At 65.9% G+C, this 24,138-nt stretch carries 20 protein-coding genes; 18 read left to right on the top strand and 2 right to left on the bottom strand.

What is annotated here, in order from left to right:
• Window positions 1-81: 81 nt before the first annotated feature.
• Both LGN17_RS31370 and LGN17_RS31365 read left to right on the top strand, forming a co-directional pair.
• Entirely contained in the window at window positions 82-468 is a 387-nt protein-coding gene (locus LGN17_RS31370; RefSeq protein ID WP_006751946.1) for a RidA family protein, read from the top strand.
• A gap of 175 nt (window positions 469-643) precedes the next feature.
• Entirely contained in the window at window positions 644-1,063 is a 420-nt protein-coding gene (locus LGN17_RS31365) for a bleomycin resistance protein (RefSeq protein ID WP_226200865.1), read from the top strand.
• A 122-nt stretch (window positions 1,064-1,185) separates the two neighbouring features.
• On the opposite strand, the gene queF is transcribed toward LGN17_RS31365, so the two are convergent.
• Window positions 1,186-2,010, bottom strand: a complete 825-nt coding sequence (queF, locus tag LGN17_RS31360; RefSeq protein WP_175956303.1) for an NADPH-dependent 7-cyano-7-deazaguanine reductase QueF — start codon at window positions 2,008-2,010, stop codon at window positions 1,186-1,188.
• An 11-nt stretch (window positions 2,011-2,021) separates the two neighbouring features.
• Window positions 2,022-3,545, bottom strand: coding sequence for a threonine ammonia-lyase, biosynthetic (gene ilvA / locus LGN17_RS31355; protein ID WP_226200864.1), 1,524 nt, complete (start codon window positions 3,543-3,545; stop codon window positions 2,022-2,024).
• Window positions 3,546-4,122: 577 nt separating this feature from the next.
• On the opposite strand from ilvA, the gene LGN17_RS31350 reads away from it, so the two are divergent.
• The 16 genes from LGN17_RS31350 (at window position 4,123) to LGN17_RS31275 (ending at window position 24,118) form a co-directional block, all read left to right on the top strand.
• The gene (locus LGN17_RS31350; RefSeq protein ID WP_226200863.1) at window positions 4,123-8,148 is read left to right on the top strand and encodes a DUF3683 domain-containing protein; all 4,026 of its coding nucleotides are present in this window, start codon (window positions 4,123-4,125) and stop codon (window positions 8,146-8,148) included.
• 85 nt (window positions 8,149-8,233) lie between these two features.
• A complete protein-coding gene (locus LGN17_RS31345) occupies window positions 8,234-8,677 on the top strand; it encodes an HIT family protein (RefSeq protein ID WP_059533018.1) in 444 nt (147 codons plus the stop codon).
• Window positions 8,674-9,087, top strand: a complete 414-nt coding sequence (locus LGN17_RS31340; RefSeq protein WP_122946246.1) for a gamma-butyrobetaine hydroxylase-like domain-containing protein — start codon at window positions 8,674-8,676, stop codon at window positions 9,085-9,087. Before LGN17_RS31345 ends, LGN17_RS31340 begins: the two co-directional genes overlap by 4 nt.
• A gap of 53 nt (window positions 9,088-9,140) precedes the next feature.
• Entirely contained in the window at window positions 9,141-9,872 is a 732-nt protein-coding gene (gene ubiE / locus LGN17_RS31335) for a bifunctional demethylmenaquinone methyltransferase/2-methoxy-6-polyprenyl-1,4-benzoquinol methylase UbiE (protein ID WP_124498964.1), read from the top strand.
• A 41-nt stretch (window positions 9,873-9,913) separates the two neighbouring features.
• On the top strand, window positions 9,914-10,948 hold the full coding sequence (locus tag LGN17_RS31330; RefSeq protein WP_226200862.1) for a Tim44 domain-containing protein: 1,035 nt from the start codon (window positions 9,914-9,916) through the stop codon (window positions 10,946-10,948).
• A gap of 164 nt (window positions 10,949-11,112) precedes the next feature.
• Window positions 11,113-11,739, top strand: coding sequence for an SCP2 domain-containing protein (locus LGN17_RS31325; RefSeq protein WP_175849074.1), 627 nt, complete (start codon window positions 11,113-11,115; stop codon window positions 11,737-11,739).
• Window positions 11,740-11,752: 13 nt separating this feature from the next.
• The gene (gene ubiB, locus LGN17_RS31320) at window positions 11,753-13,330 is read left to right on the top strand and encodes a ubiquinone biosynthesis regulatory protein kinase UbiB (RefSeq protein WP_175970848.1); all 1,578 of its coding nucleotides are present in this window, start codon (window positions 11,753-11,755) and stop codon (window positions 13,328-13,330) included.
• A gap of 17 nt (window positions 13,331-13,347) precedes the next feature.
• Window positions 13,348-13,974, top strand: a complete 627-nt coding sequence (locus LGN17_RS31315; RefSeq protein WP_226200861.1) for a TPMT family class I SAM-dependent methyltransferase — start codon at window positions 13,348-13,350, stop codon at window positions 13,972-13,974.
• Window positions 13,975-14,069: 95 nt separating this feature from the next.
• Window positions 14,070-14,417: an FmdB family zinc ribbon protein gene (locus LGN17_RS31310; protein ID WP_175956315.1), complete on the top strand. Its 348-nt coding sequence runs from the start codon at window positions 14,070-14,072 to the stop codon at window positions 14,415-14,417.
• Window positions 14,418-14,478: 61 nt separating this feature from the next.
• Window positions 14,479-15,129, top strand: coding sequence for a DUF502 domain-containing protein (locus LGN17_RS31305; protein WP_175956316.1), 651 nt, complete (start codon window positions 14,479-14,481; stop codon window positions 15,127-15,129).
• A 67-nt stretch (window positions 15,130-15,196) separates the two neighbouring features.
• Complete coding sequence (gene aspS, locus LGN17_RS31300; RefSeq protein WP_006477843.1) at window positions 15,197-16,999, top strand: aspartate--tRNA ligase; 1,803 nt, start codon at window positions 15,197-15,199, stop codon at window positions 16,997-16,999.
• Between the two features lie 159 nt (window positions 17,000-17,158).
• A complete protein-coding gene (nudB, locus tag LGN17_RS31295; RefSeq protein WP_174942400.1) occupies window positions 17,159-17,653 on the top strand; it encodes a dihydroneopterin triphosphate diphosphatase in 495 nt (164 codons plus the stop codon).
• Window positions 17,650-18,924, top strand: coding sequence for a cardiolipin synthase ClsB (gene clsB, locus LGN17_RS31290; RefSeq protein WP_226200860.1), 1,275 nt, complete (start codon window positions 17,650-17,652; stop codon window positions 18,922-18,924). The genes nudB and clsB overlap by 4 nt, the downstream gene beginning before the upstream one ends.
• A gap of 199 nt (window positions 18,925-19,123) precedes the next feature.
• The gene (locus LGN17_RS31285) at window positions 19,124-19,723 is read left to right on the top strand and encodes a TetR/AcrR family transcriptional regulator (RefSeq protein WP_006751498.1); all 600 of its coding nucleotides are present in this window, start codon (window positions 19,124-19,126) and stop codon (window positions 19,721-19,723) included.
• Between the two features lie 58 nt (window positions 19,724-19,781).
• A complete protein-coding gene (locus tag LGN17_RS31280) occupies window positions 19,782-21,569 on the top strand; it encodes an acyl-CoA dehydrogenase C-terminal domain-containing protein (protein WP_069257557.1) in 1,788 nt (595 codons plus the stop codon).
• 113 nt (window positions 21,570-21,682) lie between these two features.
• Complete coding sequence (locus LGN17_RS31275) at window positions 21,683-24,118, top strand: 3-hydroxyacyl-CoA dehydrogenase/enoyl-CoA hydratase family protein (protein WP_226200859.1); 2,436 nt, start codon at window positions 21,683-21,685, stop codon at window positions 24,116-24,118.
• The last annotated feature ends 20 nt before the right edge of the window (window positions 24,119-24,138 follow it).

The raw sequence follows: 24,138 nt of genomic DNA, 5'->3' as shown, positions 1-24,138 counted from the left end.
CGCATCCGCAACCGTGCGTTGCATGGGATTCGGGTCGGCGCTGATGCGCCTGCCCGGGTCGACGAAACAAGGAGTGAAACGATGAAGCGATATGGCGTAGGCGAAGCGAAGGGCACGGGCGGCCAGGTGATGCCGTTTGCACGTGCGGTCGAGGCCGACGGCTGGCTGTACGTGTCGGGGCAGACGCCGATGGTGAACGGCGAGGTCGTCGAAGGCGGCATCGTCACGCAGTCGAAGCAGACGATCGAGAACGTGATCGCGATCCTGAAGGAAGCCGGCTACGGCCTCGAGCACGTCGTGCGCTGCGGCGTGTGGCTCGACGACGCACGAGATTTCGCGTCGTTCAACAAGGTTTTCGTGTCGTACTTCGGCGAGCATCCGCCGGCCCGCGCGTGCGTGCAGTCGAGCATGGTGATCGACTGCAAGGTCGAGGTCGACTGCATCGCGTACAAGGCGCCGGCGAAGTAACGCGGCGACGGCGAGCCGCTACGCAACGGTCCCGGCGCATTTACGTGCGTCGGGACCGTTTTTTCATATGCCGGGCACCGGTCGGCCTGCGGGCGGCGCTCTCGCGGCGGCAACCGCCGCAACGCATCCCGCCCGTTCATGTAATGTGCCGCATGACCCTGCGGAGAGGACATGCATGGAATGGGCTGCACTGGTGCCGGAGCTGATTTGCTCGGATCTGGCCGGAAGCGTTCGCTTCTATCGTGACGTGCTCGGATTCCGGATTCGCTTCGAGCGTCCGGAAGACGGCTTCGTCTATCTTGAAATCGGGCGCGCCCAGCTGATGCTCGAGCAGTACAGCGCGGATGGCTGGCTGACCGGCCCGCTGGAGCCGCCGTTCGGGCGTGGGATCAATCTGCAGATCGAGGTCGATGCGCTCGATCCCATCCTGGGCAGGATCCGCGCCGCGGGCGTGACGCTGTTCGTCGAGCCGCGCACGTCCTGGTATCGGGAAGGCGAGATCGAGCACGGCCAGGTCGAGATGCTGGTGCAGGATCCTGACGGCTACCTGTTGCGCCTGATGGAGATTCTTCCGGAGCGGCCGGTGAGCGAGTGAGCGCAGGCCGTTCGCGCTTCTCCGCGCAATGAAAAACAGCCCGGTCGGTTGAATCCGACGGGGCTGTTTTGTATGGGGGCCGCCACGTGTCGCCAACATCGACCGTGGGCCGCCCGCCGCCCTCACTGCCGCGCGTTGCGCGCGTTGTCCGGCATCGGCTGGTTGTAGTTGGTGCGGAACGGGTTGATGTCGAGCCCGCCGCGGCGCGTATAGCGCGCATACACCGCGAGTTTCACCGGTTTGCACGCATGCAGGATGTCGAGGAAGATCCGCTCGACGCACTGCTCGTGAAAGCCCGTGTGATTGCGGAACGAGATGATGTAGCGCAGCAGGCCCGCGTGATCGATCTGCGGCCCGACGTAGTGGATCTGCACGCTGCCCCAGTCGGGCTGGCCGGTGACCGGGCAGTTCGAGCGCAGCAGGTCCGACACGAGCGTCTCCTCGACCGGCGCTTCGTCCTCGGCGGCCGACAGCAGCGACGGATCGGGTTCGTACACATCGGTGTCGAGGTCGAGCCGGTCGAGCGACAGCCCGTCGAGTTCGTCCATCTCGAGCTTGCCGAAATCGTGCGGCGACACCAGCTGCACGGAAACAGTCGCGCCGCACGCGGCCGACACGTCGCGCTTGAGCGTGTCGCGCACCGCGTCGATCGAGTCGAACTTCGTCTGCGCGAACGAGCCGAGATACAGCTTGAAGGACTTCGATTCGACGATGTTCGGCGATTCGGCCGGCACGTAGAAGGTCGCAACCGCAATCTGCGGCTTGCCGCGTGCGTTGAGCCACGACAGCTCGTACGCGTTCCAGATGTCGGTGCCGAAGAACGGCAGCGCCGACGTGATGCCGAGCTGCTCGCGCGCGCCGGCGCGCGGGATCGGGAACAGCAGCGACGCGTCGTACTGGGCGGCGTAGACGGTGGCCTTGCCGAGCGGGGAATGTTCGGGATTCATGCGTGTCGCCCTTACGACAGGAAGAGGCGGTAAGCCGGGTTGGCGCTCTCCTCGACATACGGATAGCCGAGTGCCGCGAGGAAGCGTTCGAAATCGGCGCGATCGGCCTGCGGCACCTGCAGCCCGACGAGGATCGAGCTGTAGTCCGCGCCCTGGTTACGGTAGTGGAACAGGCTGATGTTCCAGTCCGGCGCCATCGACGACAGGAACTTCATCAGCGCGCCCGGCCGTTCCGGGAATTCGAAGCGGAACAGGCGCTCGTCGAGCGCGAGCGGCGAACGGCCGCCCACCATGTAGCGGATGTGTTCCTTCGACAGTTCGTCGTGCGTCAGGTCGACGGTCTTGAACCCGTGCGATTCGAAGTTCGCGGCGATCTCGGCCGATTCACCGCGGCGCTTGATCTGCACGCCGACGAAGATGTGCGCGGCCTGCGCATCGGCGATCCGGTAGTTGAACTCGGTGACGTTGCGGTCGCCGACGAGCGAGCAGAAGCGCTTGAAGCTGCCGCGCTCCTCGGGGATCGTGACCGCGAACACGGCTTCCCGCGCTTCACCCACTTCCGCGCGTTCCGCGACGAAGCGCATCCGGTCGAAGTTCATGTTCGCGCCGGACGTGACCGCGACGAGCGTCTGGTTCTCGATGCCTTCGCGTTCCGCGTAGAGCTTCGCGCCCGCCACCGCGAGCGCGCCGGACGGTTCGAGCACGCTGCGCGTGTCCTGGAAGACATCCTTGATCGCCGCGCACAGTGCGTCGGTGTTGACCGTCACGACGCCGTCGAGGTATTCGCTGCAGAGCCGGAAGGTTTCCTCGCCGACCAGCTTCACGGCGGTGCCGTCCGCGAACAGGCCGACCTCGCTCAGTTCGACGCGCTTGCCGGCTTCCAGCGACTGCGCCATCGCGCACGAATCCTCGGCCTGCACGCCGATCACCTTGATCTCCGGCCGCACCGCCTTCACGTAGGCCGCGACGCCGGACGCGAGTCCGCCGCCGCCGATCGGCACGAAGATCGCGTGGATCGGGCCCTGGTGCTGGCGCAGGATTTCCATCGCGATCGTGCCCTGGCCGGCGATCACGTACGGATCGTCGAACGGGTGGACGAACGTGAGGCCGCGCTCCTCCTGCACCTTGACCGCGTGTGCATACGCGTCGCTGTAGGATTCGCCGGCCTGGATCACCTCGACGCTCGGGCCGCCGTGCGCACGCACCGCATCGACCTTCACCTGCGGCGTCGTGACCGGCACGACGATCACGGCCTTCACGCCCATCCGGGCCGCCGAGAACGCGACACCCTGCGCGTGGTTGCCGGCCGACGCCGTAATCACGCCGCGCGCGAGCGCGTCCGCCGGAATGTGCGCCATCTTGTTGTACGCGCCGCGCAGCTTGAACGAGAACACCGGCTGGTTGTCCTCGCGCTTCAGGTAGACCGCATTGCGCAGCCGGGCCGACAGGTTGCGGGCGGATTCGAGTTCCGTCTCGATCGCGACGTCGTAGACGCGCGCGGTGAGGATTTTCTTCAGGTAATCGTGGGATGCCATGGACGCTCGCGTGCAGTGCGGAAGCAGACGGTAAAGGATCAATGATAGCGCCAAGGGTCCGCCCGCATGCAAGCGGCGTGCCGAGCGCGCGCTCGCGGGGCCGTGCCGACGGGGCGTCGGCGCGCGCGATGGCCCGTTTTTACCGGTTTAACCGCGTGGTTACCGACCGGACGGACGGCGAATGATCGCGCGAAATCGCGCCGAGCCAGGCCTGGAGCGGCTCGCGGCGATAGCCCCACGACCTGTCCGACGTGTCACGCATGGCCCGATCATGGGTTAGAATTCCGTTTTGAATCAAGGATCGGAAGATGCAGAGGCACCCTCGGATCGCCCCGTTGAAGCCGACGCCGCGCGCAGCCACCCCCGCGGCGGAACGGCATGCGCGCCGCGCGCGATCGTGCTGATGGTTCCGAGTGCCGCCAGGCCCTGTCGCCGGCCGCGAGGGGCGAGTCAACGCCCGCTCCGGCCCCATGAAGGACAGCCGCGCGCCTGGTAACAGAACAGATTTCCCCAAGATTGCGCCCACGCGCTTGCCGACGCCCGTGCACGGGGTATCGGCCCTCCGAGTCGTCCGAACATGAACGCACCACAAGTTTTCGATCCGAATGGCGCGGCCGCTGCCGTCGCCGCCGACCCCGCGCCCCGGTTGCGCGAGATTCCCTACAACTACACGTCTTTCTCGGATCGCGAGATCGTGATCCGCCTGCTCGGCGAAGAGGCGTGGTCGGTGCTCGACGAACTGCGCGCCGAACGCCGTACGGGTCGCTCGGCGCGGATGCTGTATGAAGTGCTCGGCGACATCTGGGTCGTGCGCCGCAATCCGTACCTGCAGGACGACCTGCTCGACAACCCGAAGCGCCGCGCGCTGCTGATCGAGGCGCTGAACCACCGCCTGACCGAGATCGGCAAGCGCCGCAGCGCGGATCTCACCGAGCACCGTGACGACGCGGGCCGCGAACGCGCGTCGCGCGTCGCGATGCTCGAAACCGCCGCGCAGCGCGCGGTCAACGAGTTCGCCGACGAATTCGAGAAGATGGCCGACCTGCGCCGTCGCGCCACCAAGGCGCTCGGCCGCTGCACGCAGAAGGACAACATCCGTTTCGACGGGCTGTCGCGCGTGTCGCACGTGACCGATGCGACCGACTGGCGCGTCGAATACCCGTTCGTCGTGCTGACCCCCGATAGCGAAGCCGAGATCGCCGGCCTGATCAAGGCCTGCTTCGAGCTCGGCCTGACCGTGATCCCGCGTGGCGGCGGCACTGGCTACACGGGCGGCGCGGTGCCGCTCACGCCGTTCTCCGCGGTGATCAACACCGAGAAGCTCGAGCAACTCGGCGCGGTCGAGCTGACCGAGCTGCCGGGCGTCGCGCACAAGGTGCCGACGATCTTCTCCGGCGCGGGCGTTGTCACACGCCGCGTGACCGAGGCGGCGGAAGCGGCCGGCTACGTGTTCGCGGTCGATCCGACCTCGCTCGACGCGTCGTGCATCGGCGGCAACGTCGCGATGAACGCGGGCGGCAAGAAGGCCGTGCTGTGGGGCACCGCGCTCGACAACCTGGCCTGGTGGCGGATGGTCGACCCGGACGGCAACTGGCTCGAAGTCACGCGCCACGAGCACAACCAGGGCAAGATCCACGACATCGCGGTCGCGCGGTTCGAGCTGAAGTGGTTCGACGGCGCCTACGCGCCGGGCGAGAAGCTGCTGAAGAGCGAGATGCTCGAGATCGAAGGCCGCCGGTTCCGCAAGGAAGGGCTCGGCAAGGACGTGACCGACAAGTTCCTCGCCGGCCTGCCGGGCGTGCAGAAGGAAGGCTGCGACGGGCTCATCACGTCCGCGCGCTGGGTGCTGCACAAGATGCCCGCACACACGCGCACGGTCTGCCTCGAATTCTTTGGTCAGGCGCGCGAGGCGATCCCGAGCATCGTCGAGATCAAGGACTACCTGTTCGAAACGTCGAAGCAGGGCGGCGCGATCCTCGCGGGCCTCGAGCACCTCGACGAGCGCTACCTGCGCGCGGTCGGCTACGCGACCAAGAGCAAGCGCAACGCCTTCCCCAAGATGGTGCTGATCGGCGACATCGTCGGCGACGATGCCGATGCGGTCGCGCACGCGACGTCCGAAGTGATCCGGATGGCGAACGGCAAGAGCGGCGAAGGCTTCGTCGCGGTCAGCGCGGAGGCGCGCAAGCGCTTCTGGCTCGACCGCAGCCGCACGGCCGCGATCGCGAAGCACACGAACGCGTTCAAGATCAACGAGGACGTCGTCATCCCGCTGAACCGGATGGGCGAGTACACCGACGGCATCGAGCGGATCAACATCGAGCTGTCGCTGAAGAACAAGCTGCAGCTCGTCGATGCGCTGGAAGCGTTTTTCCGTGCCGGCAACCTGCCGCTCGGCAAGACCGACGACGCGAACGAGATCCCGAGCGCCGAACTGCTCGAAGACCGGGTCCAGCAGGCGCTGGAGCTGCTCAAGCGCGTGCGTGCGCGCTGGGAATTCGTGCGCGACCGCCTCGACCAGCCGCTGCGCGAGGCGCAGCACTACCTCGTGCAGCTCGGCTACGAGGCGCTGGCCGAGAAGTTCGCGGACCGCGCGGACGAGCAGCCGGGCGCAACCGTGTTCCACATCACGCAGGACCGCACGGTCCGCATTTCGTGGAAGCAGGAGATCCGCGCCGAGCTGCGCGCGATCTTCAACGGCGGCGCGTTCAAGCAGATCCTCGACGAGGCGCAGGCGATCCACAAGCAGGTGCTGCGCGGCCGCGTGTTCGTCGCGCTACACATGCATGCGGGCGACGGCAACGTGCACACCAACCTGCCGGTCAACTCCGACAACTACGAGATGCTGCAGGACGCCCACGCGGCGGTCGCACGCATCATGACGCTCGCGCGTTCGCTCGACGGCGTGATTTCCGGCGAGCACGGCATCGGCATCACGAAGCTCGAGTTCCTGACCGACGACGAGATCGCCGAATTCCGCGCGTACAAGCAGCGCGTCGACCCGAACGGCCGCTTCAACAAGGGCAAGCTGCTCGAAGGCGCTGATCTTCGCAATGCGTACACGCCGAGCTTCGGGCTGATGGGGTACGAGTCGCTGATCATGAAGCAGTCCGACATCGGCGCGATCGCCGATTCGGTGAAGGACTGTCTGCGCTGCGGCAAGTGCAAGCCGGTGTGCGCGACGCACGTGCCGCGCGCGAACCTGCTGTACAGCCCGCGCAACAAGATCCTCGCGACGTCGCTGCTGGTCGAGGCGTTCCTGTACGAAGAGCAGACGCGCCGCGGCGTGTCGATCAAGCACTGGGACGAGTTCAACGATGTGGCCGACCACTGCACGGTGTGCCACAAGTGCGCGACGCCGTGCCCGGTGAAGATCGATTTCGGCGACGTCACGATGAACATGCGCAACCTGTTGCGCAAGATGGGCAAGAAGAAGTTCAACGCCGGCAATGCGGCGGGCATGTTCTTCCTGAACGCGACCAATCCGCAGACGATCAACATCGCGCGCGGCGTGATGATGGGCGTCGGCTACAAGGTGCAGCGCTTCGCGAACGACATGCTGAAGAAGGTCGTGACGAAGCAGACGCAGCACCCGCCGGCGACGGTCGGCAAGCCGCCCGTGGTCGAGCAGGTGATCCACTTCGTCAACAAGAAGATGCCGGGCAACCTGCCGAAGAAGACGGCGCGCGCGCTGCTCGACATCGAGGACAACAAGATCGTGCCGATCATCCGCAACCCGAAGTCGACCACCGTCGATTCGGAAGCGGTGTTCTACTTCCCGGGCTGCGGCTCCGAGCGCCTGTTCTCGCAGGTCGGTCTCGCGACGCAGGCGATGCTGTGGGAAGCCGGCGTGCAGACGGTGCTGCCGCCGGGCTACCTGTGCTGCGGTTATCCGCAGCGCGGCTCGGGCCAGTACGACAAGGCCGAGAAGATCGTCACCGACAACCGCGTGCTGTTCCACCGGGTCGCGAACACGCTGAACTACCTCGACATCAAGACGGTGGTGGTGTCGTGCGGCACCTGCTACGACCAGCTCGCGGGCTACGAATTCGACAAGATCTTCCCGGGCTGCCGGATCATCGACATCCACGAGTTCCTGCTCGAGAAGGGGATGAAGCTCGATGGCGTGACGGGGACGCGTTACATGTATCACGACCCGTGTCACACGCCGATCAAGACGATGGACCCGGTGAAGCTCGTCAACGAGCTGATGGGCGCGGAGAAGGACGGCTACAAGATCGAGAAGAACGAGCGCTGCTGCGGTGAATCGGGCACGCTCGCGGTCACGCGCCCGGACGTGTCGACGCAGGTCCGCTTCCGCAAGGAAGAGGAGATTCGCAAGGGTGCCGCGAAGCTGCGCAGCATCCCGGTCGTGGCCGGCAACGCGGCGGCGCCGGCCGCCGCGGCCGCGAACGGCCCGGACGTGAAGATCCTGACGAGCTGCCCGTCGTGCCTGCAGGGCCTGTCGCGCTACAGCGAGGACGCGAACCTCGAGGCCGACTACATCGTTGTCGAAATCGCGCGTCAGGTGCTCGGCGAGAACTGGATGGCCGATTATGTCGCACGTGCGAACCATGGCGGGATCGAGCGCGTGCTGGTCTAATGCGGGCATGACGACCGCCCGACCGGGCTAGGGATGAGCGGGCGCCGGCGCAGCAATGCGGGCGCCCGTCCACATGGGAGCGACGATGGAATGCGTGTTTTGCCGTGAAGACGGCGGCGAGGTGCTCTGGCAGGACGATGCGCTGCGTGTCGTCCTCGCGACGGGCGAGCACGAATATCCGGGCTTCTGCCGGGTGATCTGGGGCGCGCACGTGGCCGAATTTTCCGATCTTGGCGAGCCGGAGCGGGCGCATTTGATGCGCGTGGTCTACGCGGTCGAGCGGGCCGTGCGCCGCGTGATGCAGCCGAACAAGGTGAATCTCGCGAGCCTCGGCAACATGGTGCCGCACGTGCACTGGCACGTGATCCCGCGCTTTTCCAACGACGCCCATTTCCCGCAGCCCGTATGGGCGCCGCGCCAGCGCAGCGTGTCCGAGGCGCTGCTGCGCACGCGCGCGGCGCAGGCCTCGCTGCTGCACAATGCGGTGCGCGAGGAAATTCAACGCATGACCGATTCGAGGCAGCCATGAGCGGTTTGACTTCCACGACGCCGATTCCGTCCGGCGTCGTCGTGCACGCGGTGTCGCGCGTGCTCGAATTGCAGTACCCGAACGGCGACAGCTACCGGATTCCGTTCGAGTTGATGCGCGTGTATTCGCCGTCGGCCGAGGTGCGCGGCCACGGGCCCGGCCAGGAGACGCTGCAGACGGGCAAGCGCGAAGTGACGATCACCGCGCTCGAGGGCGTCGGCAACTACGCGCTGCAGCCGACGTTTTCCGACGGCCATTCGACCGGCATCTACTCGTGGGACCTGCTGTACGAGCTGGCAACGCAGCAGGACGCGCTGTGGCGCGACTATTTCGACAAACTGAAGGCGGCGGGCGTCGAGCGCGACGCCCCGATGCCGGCGGCGGGCGCGTCGCACGGCCACTGCCACTGAAATTCGACGGCGCCCGCTCGGCGCCGTCTTGCCATTTACTGAGGATCAACGCGATGAGCAAAACCCACTTCGGCTTCGAAAGCGTCGAGGAAAACGAAAAAGCGAAGAAAGTGGCGGGTGTGTTCCATTCGGTCGCGAGCAACTACGATCTGATGAACGACCTGATGTCGGCGGGCATGCACCGCGCGTGGAAGGCGTTCACGATCGCGCAGGCGAACGTGCGCCCCGGTTTCAAGGTGCTCGACCTTGCGGCCGGCACCGGCGACCTGACCAAGGCGTTCGCGAAGGCGGCCGGGCCGACGGGCGAGGTCTGGCACACGGACATCAACGAATCGATGCTGCGCGTCGGCCGCGACCGGCTGCTCGACAAGGGCATCGTGACGCCGTCGCTGCTGTGCGACGCGGAGAAAATTCCCTTTCCGGACAACTACTTCGATGTGGTCACGGTCGCGTTCGGGCTGCGCAACATGACGCACAAGGACGCCGCGCTGGCCGAGATGCGCCGCGTGACGAAGCCCGGCGGCCGCGTGATGGTGCTGGAATTCTCGAAAGTATGGGATCCGCTGAAAAAAGCGTACGATCTGTATTCTTTCAAAGTATTACCGTGGCTTGGCGACAAGTTCGCGAAAGATGCCGAAAGTTACCGGTATCTTGCTGAATCTATCCGGATGCACCCCGATCAGGACACGCTGAAGACGATGATGGAACAAGCGGGCCTCGACGCCGTCAAATATTACAATTTGTCAGGTGGCGTGGTAGCTTTACACATGGGAGCCAAGTACTAAGGGGCTCTTTCCATACATTTGTCTTACATTCGGAGAAGCTGATGTTCGAATCGCGTTCGTTGTTAAACCGTGGCAAGCCGTCGAAGCCGTGGGCTCGACGGGTCGGCACCCTGCTGATGGTCGGCCTGCTCACGGCCGGCACGTTCGCATCGCTCGACGCCGAAGCCAAGCGCATGGGCGGCGGGCGCAGCATCGGCCGCCAGAATTCCACCGTCACGCAGCGCCAGGCCACGCCGCCTGCGCAGCAGCCGATGCAGCAGGCCGCACCGTCGCAGGCGCAGCGTGCGAATCCGGCCGCGCCCGCGCCGGCCGCGCAGCCCAACCGCTCGCGCTGGCTCGGGCCGATCGCCGGCCTCGCGGCCGGTCTCGGCATCGCGGCGCTGCTGTCGCACTTCGGCCTCGGCGAGGCGTTCGCCGGCATGATGTCGAACCTGATCGTGATCGCGCTGCTCGCGTTCGTCGGCATCTGGCTGATCCGCAAGTTCATGAACCGCCGTCGCCCGCAGGAGCCCGCGTATTCGGCAGGCGGCTCGGCGTCGTCGTCGGGCGGTTACTCGCAAAGCCCGTCGTTCCAGCAGGGCAGCACCGGCAGCAACTATGCAGGTAGCGGCAGCAGCTACGCGAACGAAGCGCAAGGCGTGTTCGGCGGCGGTGCCGTGGCCACCGGCGCGGCAGCGGTTGCTGCGGCCGCGCCGCTCCAGGTGCCGGCCGGCTTCGACACCGAAGCGTTCCTGCGCAGCTCGAAGGTCTATTTCGTGCGCCTGCAGGCCGCGTGGGATCAGGGCAACCTGGCCGACATCCGCGAGTTCACGACGCCCGAAATGTTCGCCGAGATCAAGATCGACCTCGATTCGCGCGGCAACGAGTCGAACCAGACCGACGTCGTGCAGCTCGACGCGGAATTGGTCGCGATCGAGGATCGCGGCATCGAGCAGTCGGCGAGCGTGCGTTTCCATGGCCTGATCCGCGAATCGGCGAATGCGTCGGCCGCACCGTTCGACGAAGTGTGGAACCTGTCGAAGTCGGGCAGTCAGGGCTGGCTGCTCGCGGGCATCCAGCAGATCAACACGCACTGAGCGTGACCGGCGGCCCGCGCCGCCGGACACCCGGGCAACGGCCGCCGCACTGCGACCGCTTGCCGCCCGGGTGTGCGGTCAGGCACGGTCTGCCGACGATCCGACGTTACAATAGAAACCCGCGTGGGCGCCCGGCCTGCGCGGGTTTTTTCTTTCCCAGCCCGATGACCTTTGCCGCCAAGCCTTTTGCTGCTGCTGTCAATCACCTGCTCGCCCGCGAATCGTGGGCGCGCGACCGCCTGATTCCGTATGCGGGCAAGACTGCCCGGATCGACGTGCCTCCCGTCACGCTCACGCTGCTGGTGCAGCCCGACGGCTATCTGTCGGCCGTCGACGCGCACGATGCGCAGCAGGTCGACGTGTCGATCGCGCTCGCCGGCGACACGGTGGCCGCGTTCCTGCAGGGCGGCCAGGCGGCCGTGATGAAGCATGTGAAGATCGAGGGCGACGCGGAGTTCGCGACGCAGATCGCGAAGCTGGCCGAGCACCTGCGCTGGGAACCTGAAGAAGATCTCGCGAAGCTGGTCGGCGACGCCGCGGCACACCGGATCGCGACGGTTGTGCGCGACGCCGGCGCGCGCGCGCGACGCACCGGCCGCAACGTGCTCGATTCCGTCGCCGAATACTGGCTCGACGAGAACCCGCAAGTCGTCAGGCGCGCGTCGCTCGGCGGCTTCGACGCCGAACTGGCGCGCGCACGCGATGCGCTCGCGCGGGTCGAAAAGCGGGTCGAGCGACTCGAACAAAAAATCGGCGCGCGCACGGGTTCCGGCCCGCGCGGCGCGCACTGAGGGGCCGCAGGGCATGCGCATTTTCCGTTTCATCAAGATTGTCTACACCGTCATCCGCTTTGGCCTCGACGAAGTGATGCTGTCCCGGATCGACGACCGGCGCGTGAAGCTGCTGCTGCGGATCACGACGATCGGCCGCCGCTATTCCGATCCGCCTGCCGTGCGGCTGCGCCACGCACTCGAGAGCCTCGGCCCGATCTTCGTGAAGTTCGGCCAGGTGCTGTCGACGCGTCGCGACCTGCTGTCGGTCGATTTCGCGAACGAACTCGCGAAGCTGCAGGACCAGGTGCCGCCGTTCGAGTCGGCGGTCGCGATCGGGATCATCGAGAAGTCGCTCGGCGCGCCGGTCGATGAGTTGTTCGACGAATTCGAGCGCGAGCCGGTCGCGAGCGCATCGATCGCGCAGGTGCACTTCGCGAAGCTGAAGCAGGGCCAGCACGCGGGCAAGGCCGTCGCCGTCAAGGTGCTGCGCCCGAACATGCTGTCCGTGATCGATTCCGACCTCGCGCTGATGCGCGACATCGCGATCTGGACCGAGCGCATGTGGGCCGACGGCCGGCGCCTGAAACCGCGCGAGGTCGTCGCCGAATTCGACAAGTACCTGCACGACGAACTCGACCTGATGCGCGAGGCCGCCAACGGCAGCCAGCTGCGCCGCAACTTCGCGGGCCTCGACCTGCTGCTCGTGCCCGAGATGTTCTGGGATTTCTCGACGTCGCAGGTGCTGGTGATGGAGCGCATGACCGGCGTGCCGATCAGCCAGGTCGAGACGCTGCGTTCGGCCGGCGTCGACATCAAGAAGCTCGCGCGCGAAGGCGTCGAGATCTTCTTCACGCAGGTGTTCCGCGATGGCTTTTTCCACGCGGACATGCACCCGGGCAACATCCAGGTGAGCCTCGATCCGAACACGTTCGGCCGCTACGTCGCGCTCGATTTCGGGATCGTCGGCGCGCTGTCCGATTTCGACAAGAACTACCTCGCGCAGAATTTCCTTGCGTTCTTCAAGCGTGACTACCACCGCGTCGCGACGCTCCACCTCGAGTCGGGCTGGGTGCCGCCCGAAACGCGCGTCGAGGAACTCGAAAGCGCGATCCGCGCGGTGTGCGAGCCGTATTTCGACCGGGCACTGAAGGATATCTCGCTCGGCCAGGTGCTGATGCGCCTGTTCTCGACGTCGCGCCGCTTCAACGTCGAGATCCAGCCGCAGCTCGTGCTGTTGCAGAAGACGATGCTGAACGTCGAGGGGCTCGGCCGCTCGCTCGACCCTGAACTCGACCTGTGGAAGACCGCGAAGCCGTACCTCGAGCGCTGGATGACCGAGCAGATCGGCCTGCGCGGCTGGTACGAACGCTTCAAGGTCGAGGCGCCGCAGTGGAGCAAGACGCTGCCGCAATTGCCGCGCCTGATCCACCATGCGATGGCCGCGCGCCATGATGCGCCGCGCGCGGCGAGCGAGGACCTGATGCGCCAGATCCTCGTCGAGCAGAAGCGGACGAACCGGCTGCTGCAGGCGCTGCTGATCTTCGGTCTCGCCGTTGGCGTCGGGGCGCTCGTTGCGCGTGTACTGCTCGCGCTCGCGTACGGCACATGACCGAAAGGAGCAGGGCGATGTCCGATCCGAAGCAACCCGCTACACCGTCAGCCGCCGATTTCGCGACGCGCGACCCCGGCAACGCGTCTTTCTGGGACGAGCGTTTCGAGCGTGGCGTGACGCCGTGGGAATTCGGTGGCGTGCCCGAGGGTTTTGGCGTGTTCGCGCACCGGCTCGAGCCGTGCACGGTGCTGATTCCCGGCTGCGGCAGTGCGCAGGAAGCCGGGTGGCTGGCTGAAGCCGGCTGGCCCGTGCGTGCGATCGATTTCGCCGCGCAGGCGGTGGCTGCCGCGAAGGCGCAACTCGGCGCGCATGCGGGTGTCGTCGAGCAGGCCGATTTCTTTGCGTACCGGCCGCCGTTCGACGTGCAGTGGGTGTACGAGCGCGCGTTCCTGTGCGCGCTGCCGCCGGCCATGCGTGCCCGCTATGCGGCGCGCATGGCCGAGCTGCTGCCTGCGGACGGATTACTGGCCGGCTATTTCTTCCTGACGGCGAAACCGAAGGGGCCGCCGTTCGGAATCGAGCGGGCCGAACTCGATGCGCTGCTCACGCCGCACTTCGAGCTGATCGAGGATTTGCCCGTGACCGATTCGCTGCCCGTGTTCGAAGGACATGAGCGCTGGCTCACGTGGCGTCGCCGCTGATGCGCGGGTGTCGCGGCCATTGCCGGAGCGCGGCAGGGTTTCGGCTATAATTCAAGGTTTTGCAAGCTGTTTCCAGTTTCCGCGGGAAAAATATCATGCCGATCTACGCCTATCGATGCGAAGCGTGTGGTTTCGCGAAGGACGTGCTCCAGAAAATGAGCGACGCGCCGCTGTCGCAGTGCCCGGAATGCGGGAAGGACGCGTTTCGCAAGCAGGTCACTGCTGCGGGCTTCCAGCTGAAGGGTTCGGGTTGGTATGTCACCGATTTCCGTGGCGGTTCGGGCGGCACCAGCGCGCCGGCGACGGCGTCGGGCGACGCAGCCCCGGCGGCAGCGACGGAAGCGGCGCCCGCTGCGGCTGCGCCGGCTGCATCGAGCAGTTCCGAAAGCACGACGACGAGCGCCGCGCCCGCCCCGGCTGCAGCGCCCGCCGCCGGCAGTTGACCGTCGCGGCCCGGCCGGGCTGCGACCAACCCGCGCCGCCGGCGCGGTTCATTGACGGCAGATGATGAAAAAGACGACCCTGAAATCGGTGTTTCTGACCGGCCTGCTGGTTCTCGTCCCGCTCGCGATCACGCTGTGGGTGCTCGGTCTCATCATCGGCACGATGGACCAGACGCTGCTCCTGCTGCCCGAATCGTGGCAGCCCGAGCGGCTGCTCGGCTTCCATCTGCCGGGGATCGGCGCGGTGCTGACGCTCGCGTTCATCTTCGTCGTCGGGCTGGCCACGCAGAATTTCATCGGCCAGAAGCTCGTCACGTGGTGGAACGCCGTGGTGCGTCACATCCCGGTCGTCGGGCCGATCTACACGAGCGTCAAGCAGGTGTCGGACACGCTGCTGTCGAGCAGCGGTAACGCGTTCCGCAAGGCGCTGCTGATCGAATACCCGCGTCGCGGCTCGTATACGATCGCGTTTCTGACCGGCACGCCGGGCGGCGACGTGCTCAATCATCTGACGGAAGAATACGTGAGCGTCTATATCCCGACGACGCCGAACCCGACGTCGGGCTTCTTCCTGATGCTGCCGAAGAGCGAAGTCATCGAACTCGACATGTCGGTCGATGCCGCGCTCAAGTACATCGTCTCGATGGGCGTGGTGGCGCCCCCGGCGCCGGTTCCGGCGCCTGCACGCCGCCCCGTCGAGCCGCCGCTGTAAGTAAAGAATCATCGCCCGGGCCGCGCGTTGCGGCGCCCGTTGATCAAACCGAACGAAAGCAAACATCATGTCGATGCGTACTGAATACTGCGGTCTCGTGACCGAACACCTGCTGGGCCAAACCGTGTCGCTGTGCGGCTGGGTGCAGCGCCGCCGCGATCACGGCGGTGTGATCTTCATCGACCTGCGCGATCGTGAAGGCCTCGTGCAGGTGGTGTGCGACCCGGATCGCGCGGAAATGTTCGCGACCGCCGAAGGCGTGCGCAACGAGTTCTGCGTGCAGATCAAGGGCCTCGTTCGCAACCGTCCGGAAGGCACGGTCAACGCCGGCCTGAAGAGCGGCAAGATCGAAGTGCTGTGCCACGAACTGAACGTGCTGAACGCGTCGGTCACGCCGCCGTTCCAGCTCGACGACGACAACCTGTCGGAAACGACGCGTCTCACGCACCGCGTGCTCGACCTGCGCCGCCCGCAGATGCAGCACAACCTGCGCCTGCGCTACCGCGTCGCGATCGAAGCGCGCAAGTACCTCGACGAGCAGGGCTTCATCGACATCGAGACGCCGATGCTGACGAAGAGCACGCCGGAAGGCGCGCGCGACTACCTCGTGCCGTCGCGCGTGAATGCAGGCCAGTTCTTCGCACTGCCGCAATCGCCGCAGCTGTTCAAGCAGCTGCTGATGGTCGCGAACTTCGACCGTTACTACCAGATCACCAAGTGCTTCCGCGACGAAGATCTCCGCGCCGACCGTCAGCCGGAATTCACGCAGATCGACTGCGAGACGTCGTTCCTCGGCGAGCAGGAAATCCGTGACCTGTTCGAAGACATGATCCGTCACATCTTCAAGACGACGATCGACGTCGAACTCGACGCGAAATTCCCGGTGATGCCGTACTCGGAAGCGATGGCGCGTTTCGGTTCGGACAAGCCGGACCTGCGCGTGCAGCTCGAATTCACCGAGCTGACCGACGCGATGAAGGACGTCGACTTCAAGGTGTTCAGCACGCCGGCCAACGCGAAGGACGGCCGTGTCGCGGCACTGCGCGTGCCGAAGGGCGGCGAGCTGTCGCGTGGCGACATCGACGGCTACACCGAATTCGTGCGCATCTACGGCGCGAAGGGTCTCGCGTGGATCAAGGTCAACGAGAAGGCGAAGGGCCGTGACGGCCTGCAAAGCCCGATCGTCAAGAACCTGCACGACGCATCGATCGCGGCGATCCTCGAGCGCACCGGCGCGGAAGACGGCGACATCATCTTCTTCGCGGCCGACCGCGCGAAGGTGGTCAACGACAGCCTCGGCGCGCTGCGCCTGAAGATCGGCCATTCGGAATTCGGCAAGGCGAACGGGCTCGTCCAGGCCGGCTGGAAGCCGCTGTGGGTCGTCGACTTCCCGATGTTCGAATACGACGACGAAGATGCGCGCTACGTCGCCGCGCACCACCCGTTCACGAGCCCGAAGGACGAGCACCTCGAGTACCTCGAGACGGATCCGGGCCGTTGCCTCGCGAAGGCGTACGACATGGTGCTGAACGGCTGGGAAATCGGCGGCGGCTCGGTGCGTATCCACCGCGAGGAAGTGCAGAGCAAGGTGTTCCGCGCGCTGAAGATCGGTGCGGAAGAAGCGCAACTGAAGTTCGGCTTCCTGCTGGACGCACTGCAGTACGGCGCGCCGCCGCACGGTGGCATCGCATTCGGTCTCGACCGCATCGTCACGATGATGGCCGGCGCCGATTCGATCCGCGACGTGATCGCGTTCCCGAAGACGCAGCGTGCGCAGGATCTGCTCACGCAAGCACCGAGCCCGGTCGACGAGCGTCAGCTGCGCGAACTGCACATCCGTCTGCGTCAGCCGGAGCAGCCGAAGGCGTAACGCGTTTCGTACCCGGTCGTGTGTGCGTTCGCGCGCACACGACGCACATGAAATAGGCGCAGCGATGCGCCTTTTTCGTTTTTTGCGGTACAGTCGCAGCACTTGCCGCCCGTTCGGAGTCCATGCCCGGCGCGCGGCCCCGTGCTGCATGAAACAACGATGACGAAGCCGCCGAAAATCCCCGAATCCGTTCTTGTCGTGATCTACACGCCGGACCTCGATGTGCTCGTGATCAAGCGTGCCGACCAGCCCGATTTCTGGCAATCGGTGACCGGCTCGAAGGACGCGCTCGACGAGCCGCTCGCGGTCACCGCCGCGCGTGAAGTGGCCGAAGAAACCGGCATCGCGATCGGCACGCCGGACGTGCCGGCCAGCGCGCTCGTCGACTGGCGTCACCGGATCGAATACACGATCTATCCGCAATACCTGCACCGCTATGCGCCGGGCGTCACGCGCAACACCGAACACTGGTTCGGCCTGTGCGTGCCGCATCGCGTCGACGTGACGCTGTCGCCGCGCGAGCACGTCGACCATGCGTGGCTGCCGTTCCGCGAGGCGGCCGCGCGCTGCTTCTCGCCGTCGAACGCCGAAGCGATCCTGCAACTGCCCGCACGCGTGGCACTCTCGCGCGCGCCGCACGGCTCGTCCGCATGACGGCGGAAGCCCGCAAGCGCTTCGCGCAATTGCGGCAGATGTTCCTGCAGGAACGCGGTTCCGCGTCGCGGCTCGCCTTCACGTCGGGCAACACCGTCAGGCTGTGCGAGGGCGGCGGCGCATTCTTCCGGGCATTGATCGAACGGATCGATTCCGCCCGCGAGCAGGTGATGCTCGAAACCTACATCTTTTGCGACGACGCGGCCGGCCGGCCGGTGTCGGACGCGCTGATCCGCGCGGCGCAGCGCGGCGTGCGCGTGCGCGTGATCACCGACGGCATCGGTACCGCACGCCTGCCGTTGTTTGACACATGGGTGGCGGCCGGCGTCGAGCACTGCATCTACAACCGTTTCCTGTTCGGCCGTTTCGGCTTTTCGCGCACGCATCGCAAGCTCGCGGTGATCGATCATGCAGTCGCATTCTGTGGCGGCATCAACATCATCGACGACTACGCGCAGGGCGGCGCGACGCTGCCGTTTCCGCGCTGGGATTTCGCGGTCGAGATGGCGGGGCCCGCGGTGTCCGACGTGCGTGCCGCGTTCGAGCTGCAGTGGCACCGGATCATGTTCGGCCACAAGCCGTATGCGCAATACGCGGCCGGGCTGCATGGCGGCGAGGCATTCCCCGAGATGTTCCGGCGCTGGATGCGCAGCCACCGGTGGATCAAGGCCGGCGCGCTGCGGGTCGTGACGGAGCCGAGCGTCGCGTTCGTCGCGCGCGACAACGTCGTGAACCGCCGCGCGATCGAGAAGGCGTATCTCGCCGCAATCGGCCAGGCGCGCCAGCGGATCCTGCTCGCCAATCCGTACTTCATGCCGGGCCGCAAACTGCGCCGTGCGCTGTCGGGCGCCGCGCGACGCGGCGTCGACGTGCGGATCCTGATCGGCCGCAAGGAATTCGCGGCACTCGATACGGCCGTGCCGTTCCTCTATCACGCGCTGCTGCGCGCAGGCGTGCGCGTGGCCGAATACGACAAGACGATGCTGCACGGCAAGGTGGCCGTGATCGACGACAACTGGGCGACGGTCGGCTCGTCGAACCTGGACGCGCTGAGCCTGATGTTGAACAACGAGGCGAATGTCGTGCTGGTGCGCTACGATGCTGTCACGAACGAACTGCGTGACGCGATCGCGGCCGCGTTTGCCGACGGCCGGGAAATCGATCCCGCGCGATTCGCCGCGCGCCCCCGGATCGAGCGCATGCTGAACTGGCTCGCCTACACGACCTATCGCCTCGTGATGAAGGCGCTGACGGTCGGTGGTTACGACTGACGAAGACTAAGCGTTCGCTTCAAAAATCTGTCCGCACGTTCGTGCGGAAAAGCCGCTCCGGTCCCGCCGGAATCGCGCAAAATAGCGGCTCGGTTAGACACCGGTTTCTAATAATTTCCTTGTTTCGCGAGCGGCCGCACTCAATAATAGTACGGCCGTTCGATTTTATTCGAACCCCCGAACGGTTACAGAAATAGCTATGCGAAAAGGCGAACAGACGCGTGCCGCGATACTTGAAGCTGCTTTGGACCTCGCCAGCCGGGACGGGCTGGAGGGGCTGACGATCGGCCTGCTGGCCGAGCGCATGCAGATGAGCAAGAGCGGTGTGTTCGCGCACTTCGGATCGCGTGAGGATCTGCAGGTCGAGGTCGTCCGCGAGTATCACCATCGTTTCGAAAACGAGGTGTTCTTTCCGAGCCTGCGCGAGCCGCGAGGCTTGCCGCGCCTTCGGGCGATGCTGGCCCGCTGGACGGAGAAGCGCATCCAGGAGGTGACGACCGGATGCATCTACATCAGCGGTGCCGTCGAGTACGACGACCGGCCTGACAGCCCCGTGCGCGAGCAGTTGATCGCAAGCGTGACGGCCTGGCGTGCCGCGATGCTGCGTGCCATTTCGCAGGCGAAGGAAGAAGGCCATCTGCGTGCGGATACGGATCCGGACCTGATGCTCTTCGAGTTGTACAGCTTCACGCTCGGCCTGCATCACGACGCACGCTTCCTGCATTCGCCGGACGCCGTGCGCCTCACGTGGGCCGCGCTGGAAAAGACGATTGTTTCGTATCAGAGCGAGAGCCGTTAGCGGCGCGTGATCCGCCCGCCAGGAGCTCGAGCCGTTTTGCCCACCTTTGGAGAGAGTCATGGGACAGTACGCCGCGCCGCTGCGCGACATGCAATTCGTGTTGCACGAGCTTCTGAACGTCGAAGCCGAAGTCAAGCAAATGCCCAAGCATGCGGACCTCGACGCCGACACGATCAACCAGGTCCTCGAGGAAGCGGGCAAGTTCTGCTCCGAGGTACTGTTCCCGCTGAACCAGGTCGGCGATCGCGAAGGCTGCACGTATGAAGGCGACGGCGTCGTGAAGACCCCGACCGGCTTCAAGGAAGCCTACCAGCAGTACGTCGAGGCCGGCTGGCCGGCACTCGGCTGCGATCCGGAGTACGGCGGCCAGGGCCTGCCCGCGTTCGTGAACAACGCGCTCTACGAAATGCTGAACTCGGCGAACCAGGCCTGGACGATGTATCCGGGCCTGTCGCACGGCGCCTACGAGTGCCTGCACGCACACGGCGCGCCGGAACTGCAGCAGCGCTACCTGCCGAAGCTCGTGACGGGCGAATGGACGGGCACGATGTGCCTGACCGAGCCGCACTGCGGCACCGACCTCGGCATCCTGCGCACCAAGGCCGAACCCAACGGCGACGGCTCGTACTCGATCAGCGGCACGAAGATCTTCATCTCGAGCGGCGAGCACGACATGTCGAAGAACATCATCCACCTCGTGCTCGCGCGCCTGCCGGACGCGCCGCAGGGCACCAAGGGGATCTCGCTGTTCATCGTGCCGAAGTTCATCCCCGACGCAGCGGGCGAGCCGGGCGAGCGCAACGGCATCAAGTGCGGCTCGATCGAGCACAAGATGGGCATCCACGGCAACTCGACGTGCGTGATGAACCTCGATGGCGCGAAGGGCTGGATGGTCGGCGAGCCGAACAAGGGCTTGAACGCGATGTTCGTGATGATGAATGCCGCGCGCCTCGGCGTCGGCATGCAGGGCCTCGGCCTCACGGAAGTCGCGTACCAGAACTCCCTTACGTATGCGAAGGAGCGCCTGCAGATGCGCTCGCTGACGGGTCCGAAGGCACCGGACAAGCCGGCCGACCCGATCATCGTGCACCCGGACGTGCGCCGCATGCTGCTCACGCAGAAGGCCTACGCTGAAGGCGCGCGCGCATTCACGTACTGGTCCGCGCTGCAGATCGACAAGGAACTGTCGCACGGTGACGAAGCGGTGCGTAAGGAAGCAGCCGATCTCGTCGCGCTGCTCACGCCGATCATCAAGGCGTTCCTGACCGACAACGCGTTCGAGTCGACCAACCACGCGATGCAGATCTACGGCGGCCACGGCTTCATCTCCGAGTGGGGCATGGAGCAGTACGTGCGCGACGCGCGGATCAACATGATCTACGAAGGCACGAACTCGATCCAGTCGCTCGACCTGCTGGGCCGCAAGGTGCTCGGCGACATGGGCGCGAAGCTGAAGAAGTTCGGCAAGCTCGTCACGGAATTCGCGGAAGCCGAAGGCGTGAAGCCGGAAATGGCCGAGTTCATCAACCCGCTCGCCGACATCGGCGACAAGGTGCAGAAGCTGACGATGGAAATCGGCATGAAGGCGATGCAGAACCCGGACGAAGTCGGCGCTGCCGCCGTGCCGTACCTGCGCACCGTCGGCCACCTGGTGTTCTCGTACTTCTGGGCGCGCATGGCGCGCCTCGCACTCGACAAGGAAGCGTCGGGCGATCCGTTCTACAAGTCGAAGCTCGCGACGGCACGCTTCTACTTCGCGCGCCTGCTGCCCGAGACGGCGTCGACGATCCGCGCCGCGCGCGCCGGTTCGAAGACGCTGATGGAAGTCGACGAATCGCTGTTCTGACGCGAGCCCGGGCGGCGCGCGCTGCGCGTCGCCCGAACGCAACGGTTCCTGGTACTCACTTCGCCGTGCAGCCCACACCTCCCGCGCTGCACGACACTATCCGGAGACATCCCGTGAGCAATTTCCTGATTCGCAAGGTCGCCGTGCTGGGCGCCGGCGTGATGGGCGCGCAGATCGCCGCGCACCTCATCAACGCGCGCGTGCCGGTGCTGCTGTTCGACCTGCCGGCCAAGGAAGGCCCGAAAAACGCGATCGCGCTGAAGGCGATCGAGAACCTGAAGAAGCTGTCGCCCGCGCCGTTCGGCGTGAAGGACGACGCAAAGTACCTCGAAGCAGCGAACTACGAAGACGACATCGCGAAACTCGCCGAGTGCGACGTCGTGATCGAGGCGATCGCCGAGCGGATGGACTGGAAGCACGACCTGTACAAGAAGGTCGCGCCGCACATCGCACCGAACGCGATCTTCGCGACCAACACGTCGGGCCTGTCGATCACGAAGCTGTCCGAAGGTTTCTCGGACGAGCTGAAGTCGCGTTTCTGCGGCGTGCACTTCTTCAACCCGCCGCGCTACATGCACCTCGTCGAACTGATCCCGACCGCGCATACGCGTCCGGAGATCCTCGACCAGCTCGAGACGTTCCTGACGAGCATCGTCGGCAAGGGCGTCGTGCGCGCGAAGGACACGCCGAACTTCATCGCGAACCGCGTCGGCATCTTCTCGATCCTCGCGGTGATCACCGAGGCCGCGAAGTTCGGCCTGCGCTTCGACGAAGTCGACGACCTGACGGGCAGCCGCCTCGGCCGCGCGAAGTCGGCAACGTTCCGCACCGCGGACGTGGTCGGCCTCGACACGATGGCGCACGTGATCAAGACGATGCAGGACAACCTCGCCGACGATCCGTTCTTCCCGGTCTACCAGACGCCTGCCGTGCTCGCCGAACTGGTGAAGCAGGGCGCGCTCGGCCAGAAGACGGGCGGCGGTTTCTACAAGAAGGAAGGCAAGGCGATCAAGGTGCTCGACGCGAAGACGGGCACCTACGTGGATTCGGGCGCGAAGGCGGACGAAACCGTCGGCCGCATCCTGAAGCGCCCGCCGGCAGAACGCCTGAAGCTGCTGCGTGAAACGGACCATCCGCACGCGCAGTTCCTGTGGTCGATCTTCCGCGACGTGTTCCACTACATCGGCGTGCATCTCGAATCGATCGCCGACAACGCGCGCGATGTCGACCTCGCGATCCGCTGGGGCTTCGGCTGGAACGAAGGCCCGTTCGAAGGCTGGCAGGCCGCCGGCTGGAAGCAGGTCGCCGAGTGGGTGCAGGAAGACATCGCGGCCGGCAAGGCGCTCGCGAACGTGCCGCTGCCGTCGTGGGTGCTCGACGGCCCGGTTGCGGAGAAGGGCGGCGTGCACACGGCCGAAGGCTCGTGGGCACCGGCGGCGAAGCGCTTCGTGCCGCGTTCGGACCTCGCGGTCTACGGCAAGCAGGTGTTCCGCGCACCGCTGCTCGGCGAAGCCGGTGCCGATCCGAAGACGTACGGCAAGACCCTGTTCGAGACCGATGCCGTGCGTGCATGGGTCGACGACCGTGCCGGTGAAGACGACGTCGTGATCGTGTCGTTCAAGTCGAAGATGAACACGATCGGACCGAGCGTGATCGACGGCCTCGTGCAGGCGATCGAACTCGCGGAGAAGGACTACAAGGGCGTCGTGATCTGGCAGCCGACGTCGCTGAAGCTCGGCACGCCGGGCGGCCCGTTCTCGGCTGGCGCGAACCTCGAAGAGGCGATGCCCGCGTTCATGATGGGCGGCGCGAAGGGGATCGAGCCGTTCGTGAAGAAGTTCCAGGAAGGCATGCTGCGCGTGAAGTACGCGAACGTGCCGGTCGTCGCGGCCGTGTCGGGCATCGCGCTCGGCGGCGGGTGCGAGCTGATGCTGCATAGCGCGAAGCGCGTCGTGCACGTCGAGAGCTACATCGGTCTCGTCGAAGTGGGCGTCGGCCTCGTGCCGGCGGGCGGCGGCCTGAAGGAAGCCGCGCTGCGCGCAGCGGAGGCCGCAACGGCCGCGAACGCGACCACCGACATCCTGAAGTTCGTCACGAAGTCGTTCGAGAACGCGGCCATGGCGAAGGTGTCGGCGTCCGCGCACGATGCACGTGCGATGGGCTACGTGAAGCCGTCCGACACGATCGTCTTCAACGTGTTCGAACTGCTCGACACCGCGAAGAAGGAAGCGCGCGCGCTGGCGGCAACCGGCTACCGCGCACCGCTGCGCGCGAAGGACGTGCCGGTCGCGGGCCGGTCGGCGATCGCGACGATCAAGGCATCGCTCGTCAACATGCGTGACGGCCGCTTCATCAGCGACCACGACTACCTGATCGCGAGCCGCATCGCCGAAGCCGTGTGCGGCGGCGACGTCGAAGCCGGCAGCCTCGTCGACGAGCAGTGGCTGCTCGCGCTGGAGCGCCGTGCGTTCGTCGAGCTGCTCGGCACGCAGAAGACGCAGGAACGGATCATGGGCATGTTGCAGACCGGCAAGCCGGTGCGTAACTGAGCGAGCGGATAAGGCAAGGA

Source organism: Burkholderia sp. AU30280, assembly GCF_020420125.1.
Classification (GTDB): Bacteria; Pseudomonadota; Gammaproteobacteria; order Burkholderiales; family Burkholderiaceae; genus Burkholderia.
Note: the sequence above shows the minus strand (reverse complement) of the source record. Positions and strands in the feature narration are given on the sequence as shown.

What these genes read in the sequence shown, in the direction of transcription:
- queF (WP_175956303.1), bottom strand. Translation starts at nt 2,010, where the DNA reads ATGAATCCCGAACATTCCCCGCTCGGCAAGGCCACCGTCTACGCCGCC.
- LGN17_RS31365 (WP_226200865.1), top strand. Translation starts at nt 644, where the DNA reads ATGGAATGGGCTGCACTGGTGCCGGAGCTGATTTGCTCGGATCTGGCC.
- LGN17_RS31315 (WP_226200861.1), top strand. Translation starts at nt 13,348, where the DNA reads ATGTCCGATCCGAAGCAACCCGCTACACCGTCAGCCGCCGATTTCGCG.
- nudB (WP_174942400.1), top strand. Translation starts at nt 17,159, where the DNA reads ATGACGAAGCCGCCGAAAATCCCCGAATCCGTTCTTGTCGTGATCTAC.
- ubiB (WP_175970848.1), top strand. Translation starts at nt 11,753, where the DNA reads ATGCGCATTTTCCGTTTCATCAAGATTGTCTACACCGTCATCCGCTTT.
- LGN17_RS31310 (WP_175956315.1), top strand. Translation starts at nt 14,070, where the DNA reads ATGCCGATCTACGCCTATCGATGCGAAGCGTGTGGTTTCGCGAAGGAC.
- clsB (WP_226200860.1), top strand. Translation starts at nt 17,650, where the DNA reads ATGACGGCGGAAGCCCGCAAGCGCTTCGCGCAATTGCGGCAGATGTTC.
- LGN17_RS31370 (WP_006751946.1), top strand. Translation starts at nt 82, where the DNA reads ATGAAGCGATATGGCGTAGGCGAAGCGAAGGGCACGGGCGGCCAGGTG.
- aspS (WP_006477843.1), top strand. Translation starts at nt 15,197, where the DNA reads ATGTCGATGCGTACTGAATACTGCGGTCTCGTGACCGAACACCTGCTG.
- ubiE (WP_124498964.1), top strand. Translation starts at nt 9,141, where the DNA reads ATGAGCAAAACCCACTTCGGCTTCGAAAGCGTCGAGGAAAACGAAAAA.
- LGN17_RS31350 (WP_226200863.1), top strand. Translation starts at nt 4,123, where the DNA reads ATGAACGCACCACAAGTTTTCGATCCGAATGGCGCGGCCGCTGCCGTC.
- LGN17_RS31330 (WP_226200862.1), top strand. Translation starts at nt 9,914, where the DNA reads ATGTTCGAATCGCGTTCGTTGTTAAACCGTGGCAAGCCGTCGAAGCCG.
- LGN17_RS31305 (WP_175956316.1), top strand. Translation starts at nt 14,479, where the DNA reads ATGATGAAAAAGACGACCCTGAAATCGGTGTTTCTGACCGGCCTGCTG.
- LGN17_RS31325 (WP_175849074.1), top strand. Translation starts at nt 11,113, where the DNA reads ATGACCTTTGCCGCCAAGCCTTTTGCTGCTGCTGTCAATCACCTGCTC.
- ilvA (WP_226200864.1), bottom strand. Translation starts at nt 3,545, where the DNA reads ATGGCATCCCACGATTACCTGAAGAAAATCCTCACCGCGCGCGTCTAC.
- LGN17_RS31280 (WP_069257557.1), top strand. Translation starts at nt 19,782, where the DNA reads ATGGGACAGTACGCCGCGCCGCTGCGCGACATGCAATTCGTGTTGCAC.
- LGN17_RS31345 (WP_059533018.1), top strand. Translation starts at nt 8,234, where the DNA reads ATGGAATGCGTGTTTTGCCGTGAAGACGGCGGCGAGGTGCTCTGGCAG.
- LGN17_RS31285 (WP_006751498.1), top strand. Translation starts at nt 19,124, where the DNA reads ATGCGAAAAGGCGAACAGACGCGTGCCGCGATACTTGAAGCTGCTTTG.
- LGN17_RS31340 (WP_122946246.1), top strand. Translation starts at nt 8,674, where the DNA reads ATGAGCGGTTTGACTTCCACGACGCCGATTCCGTCCGGCGTCGTCGTG.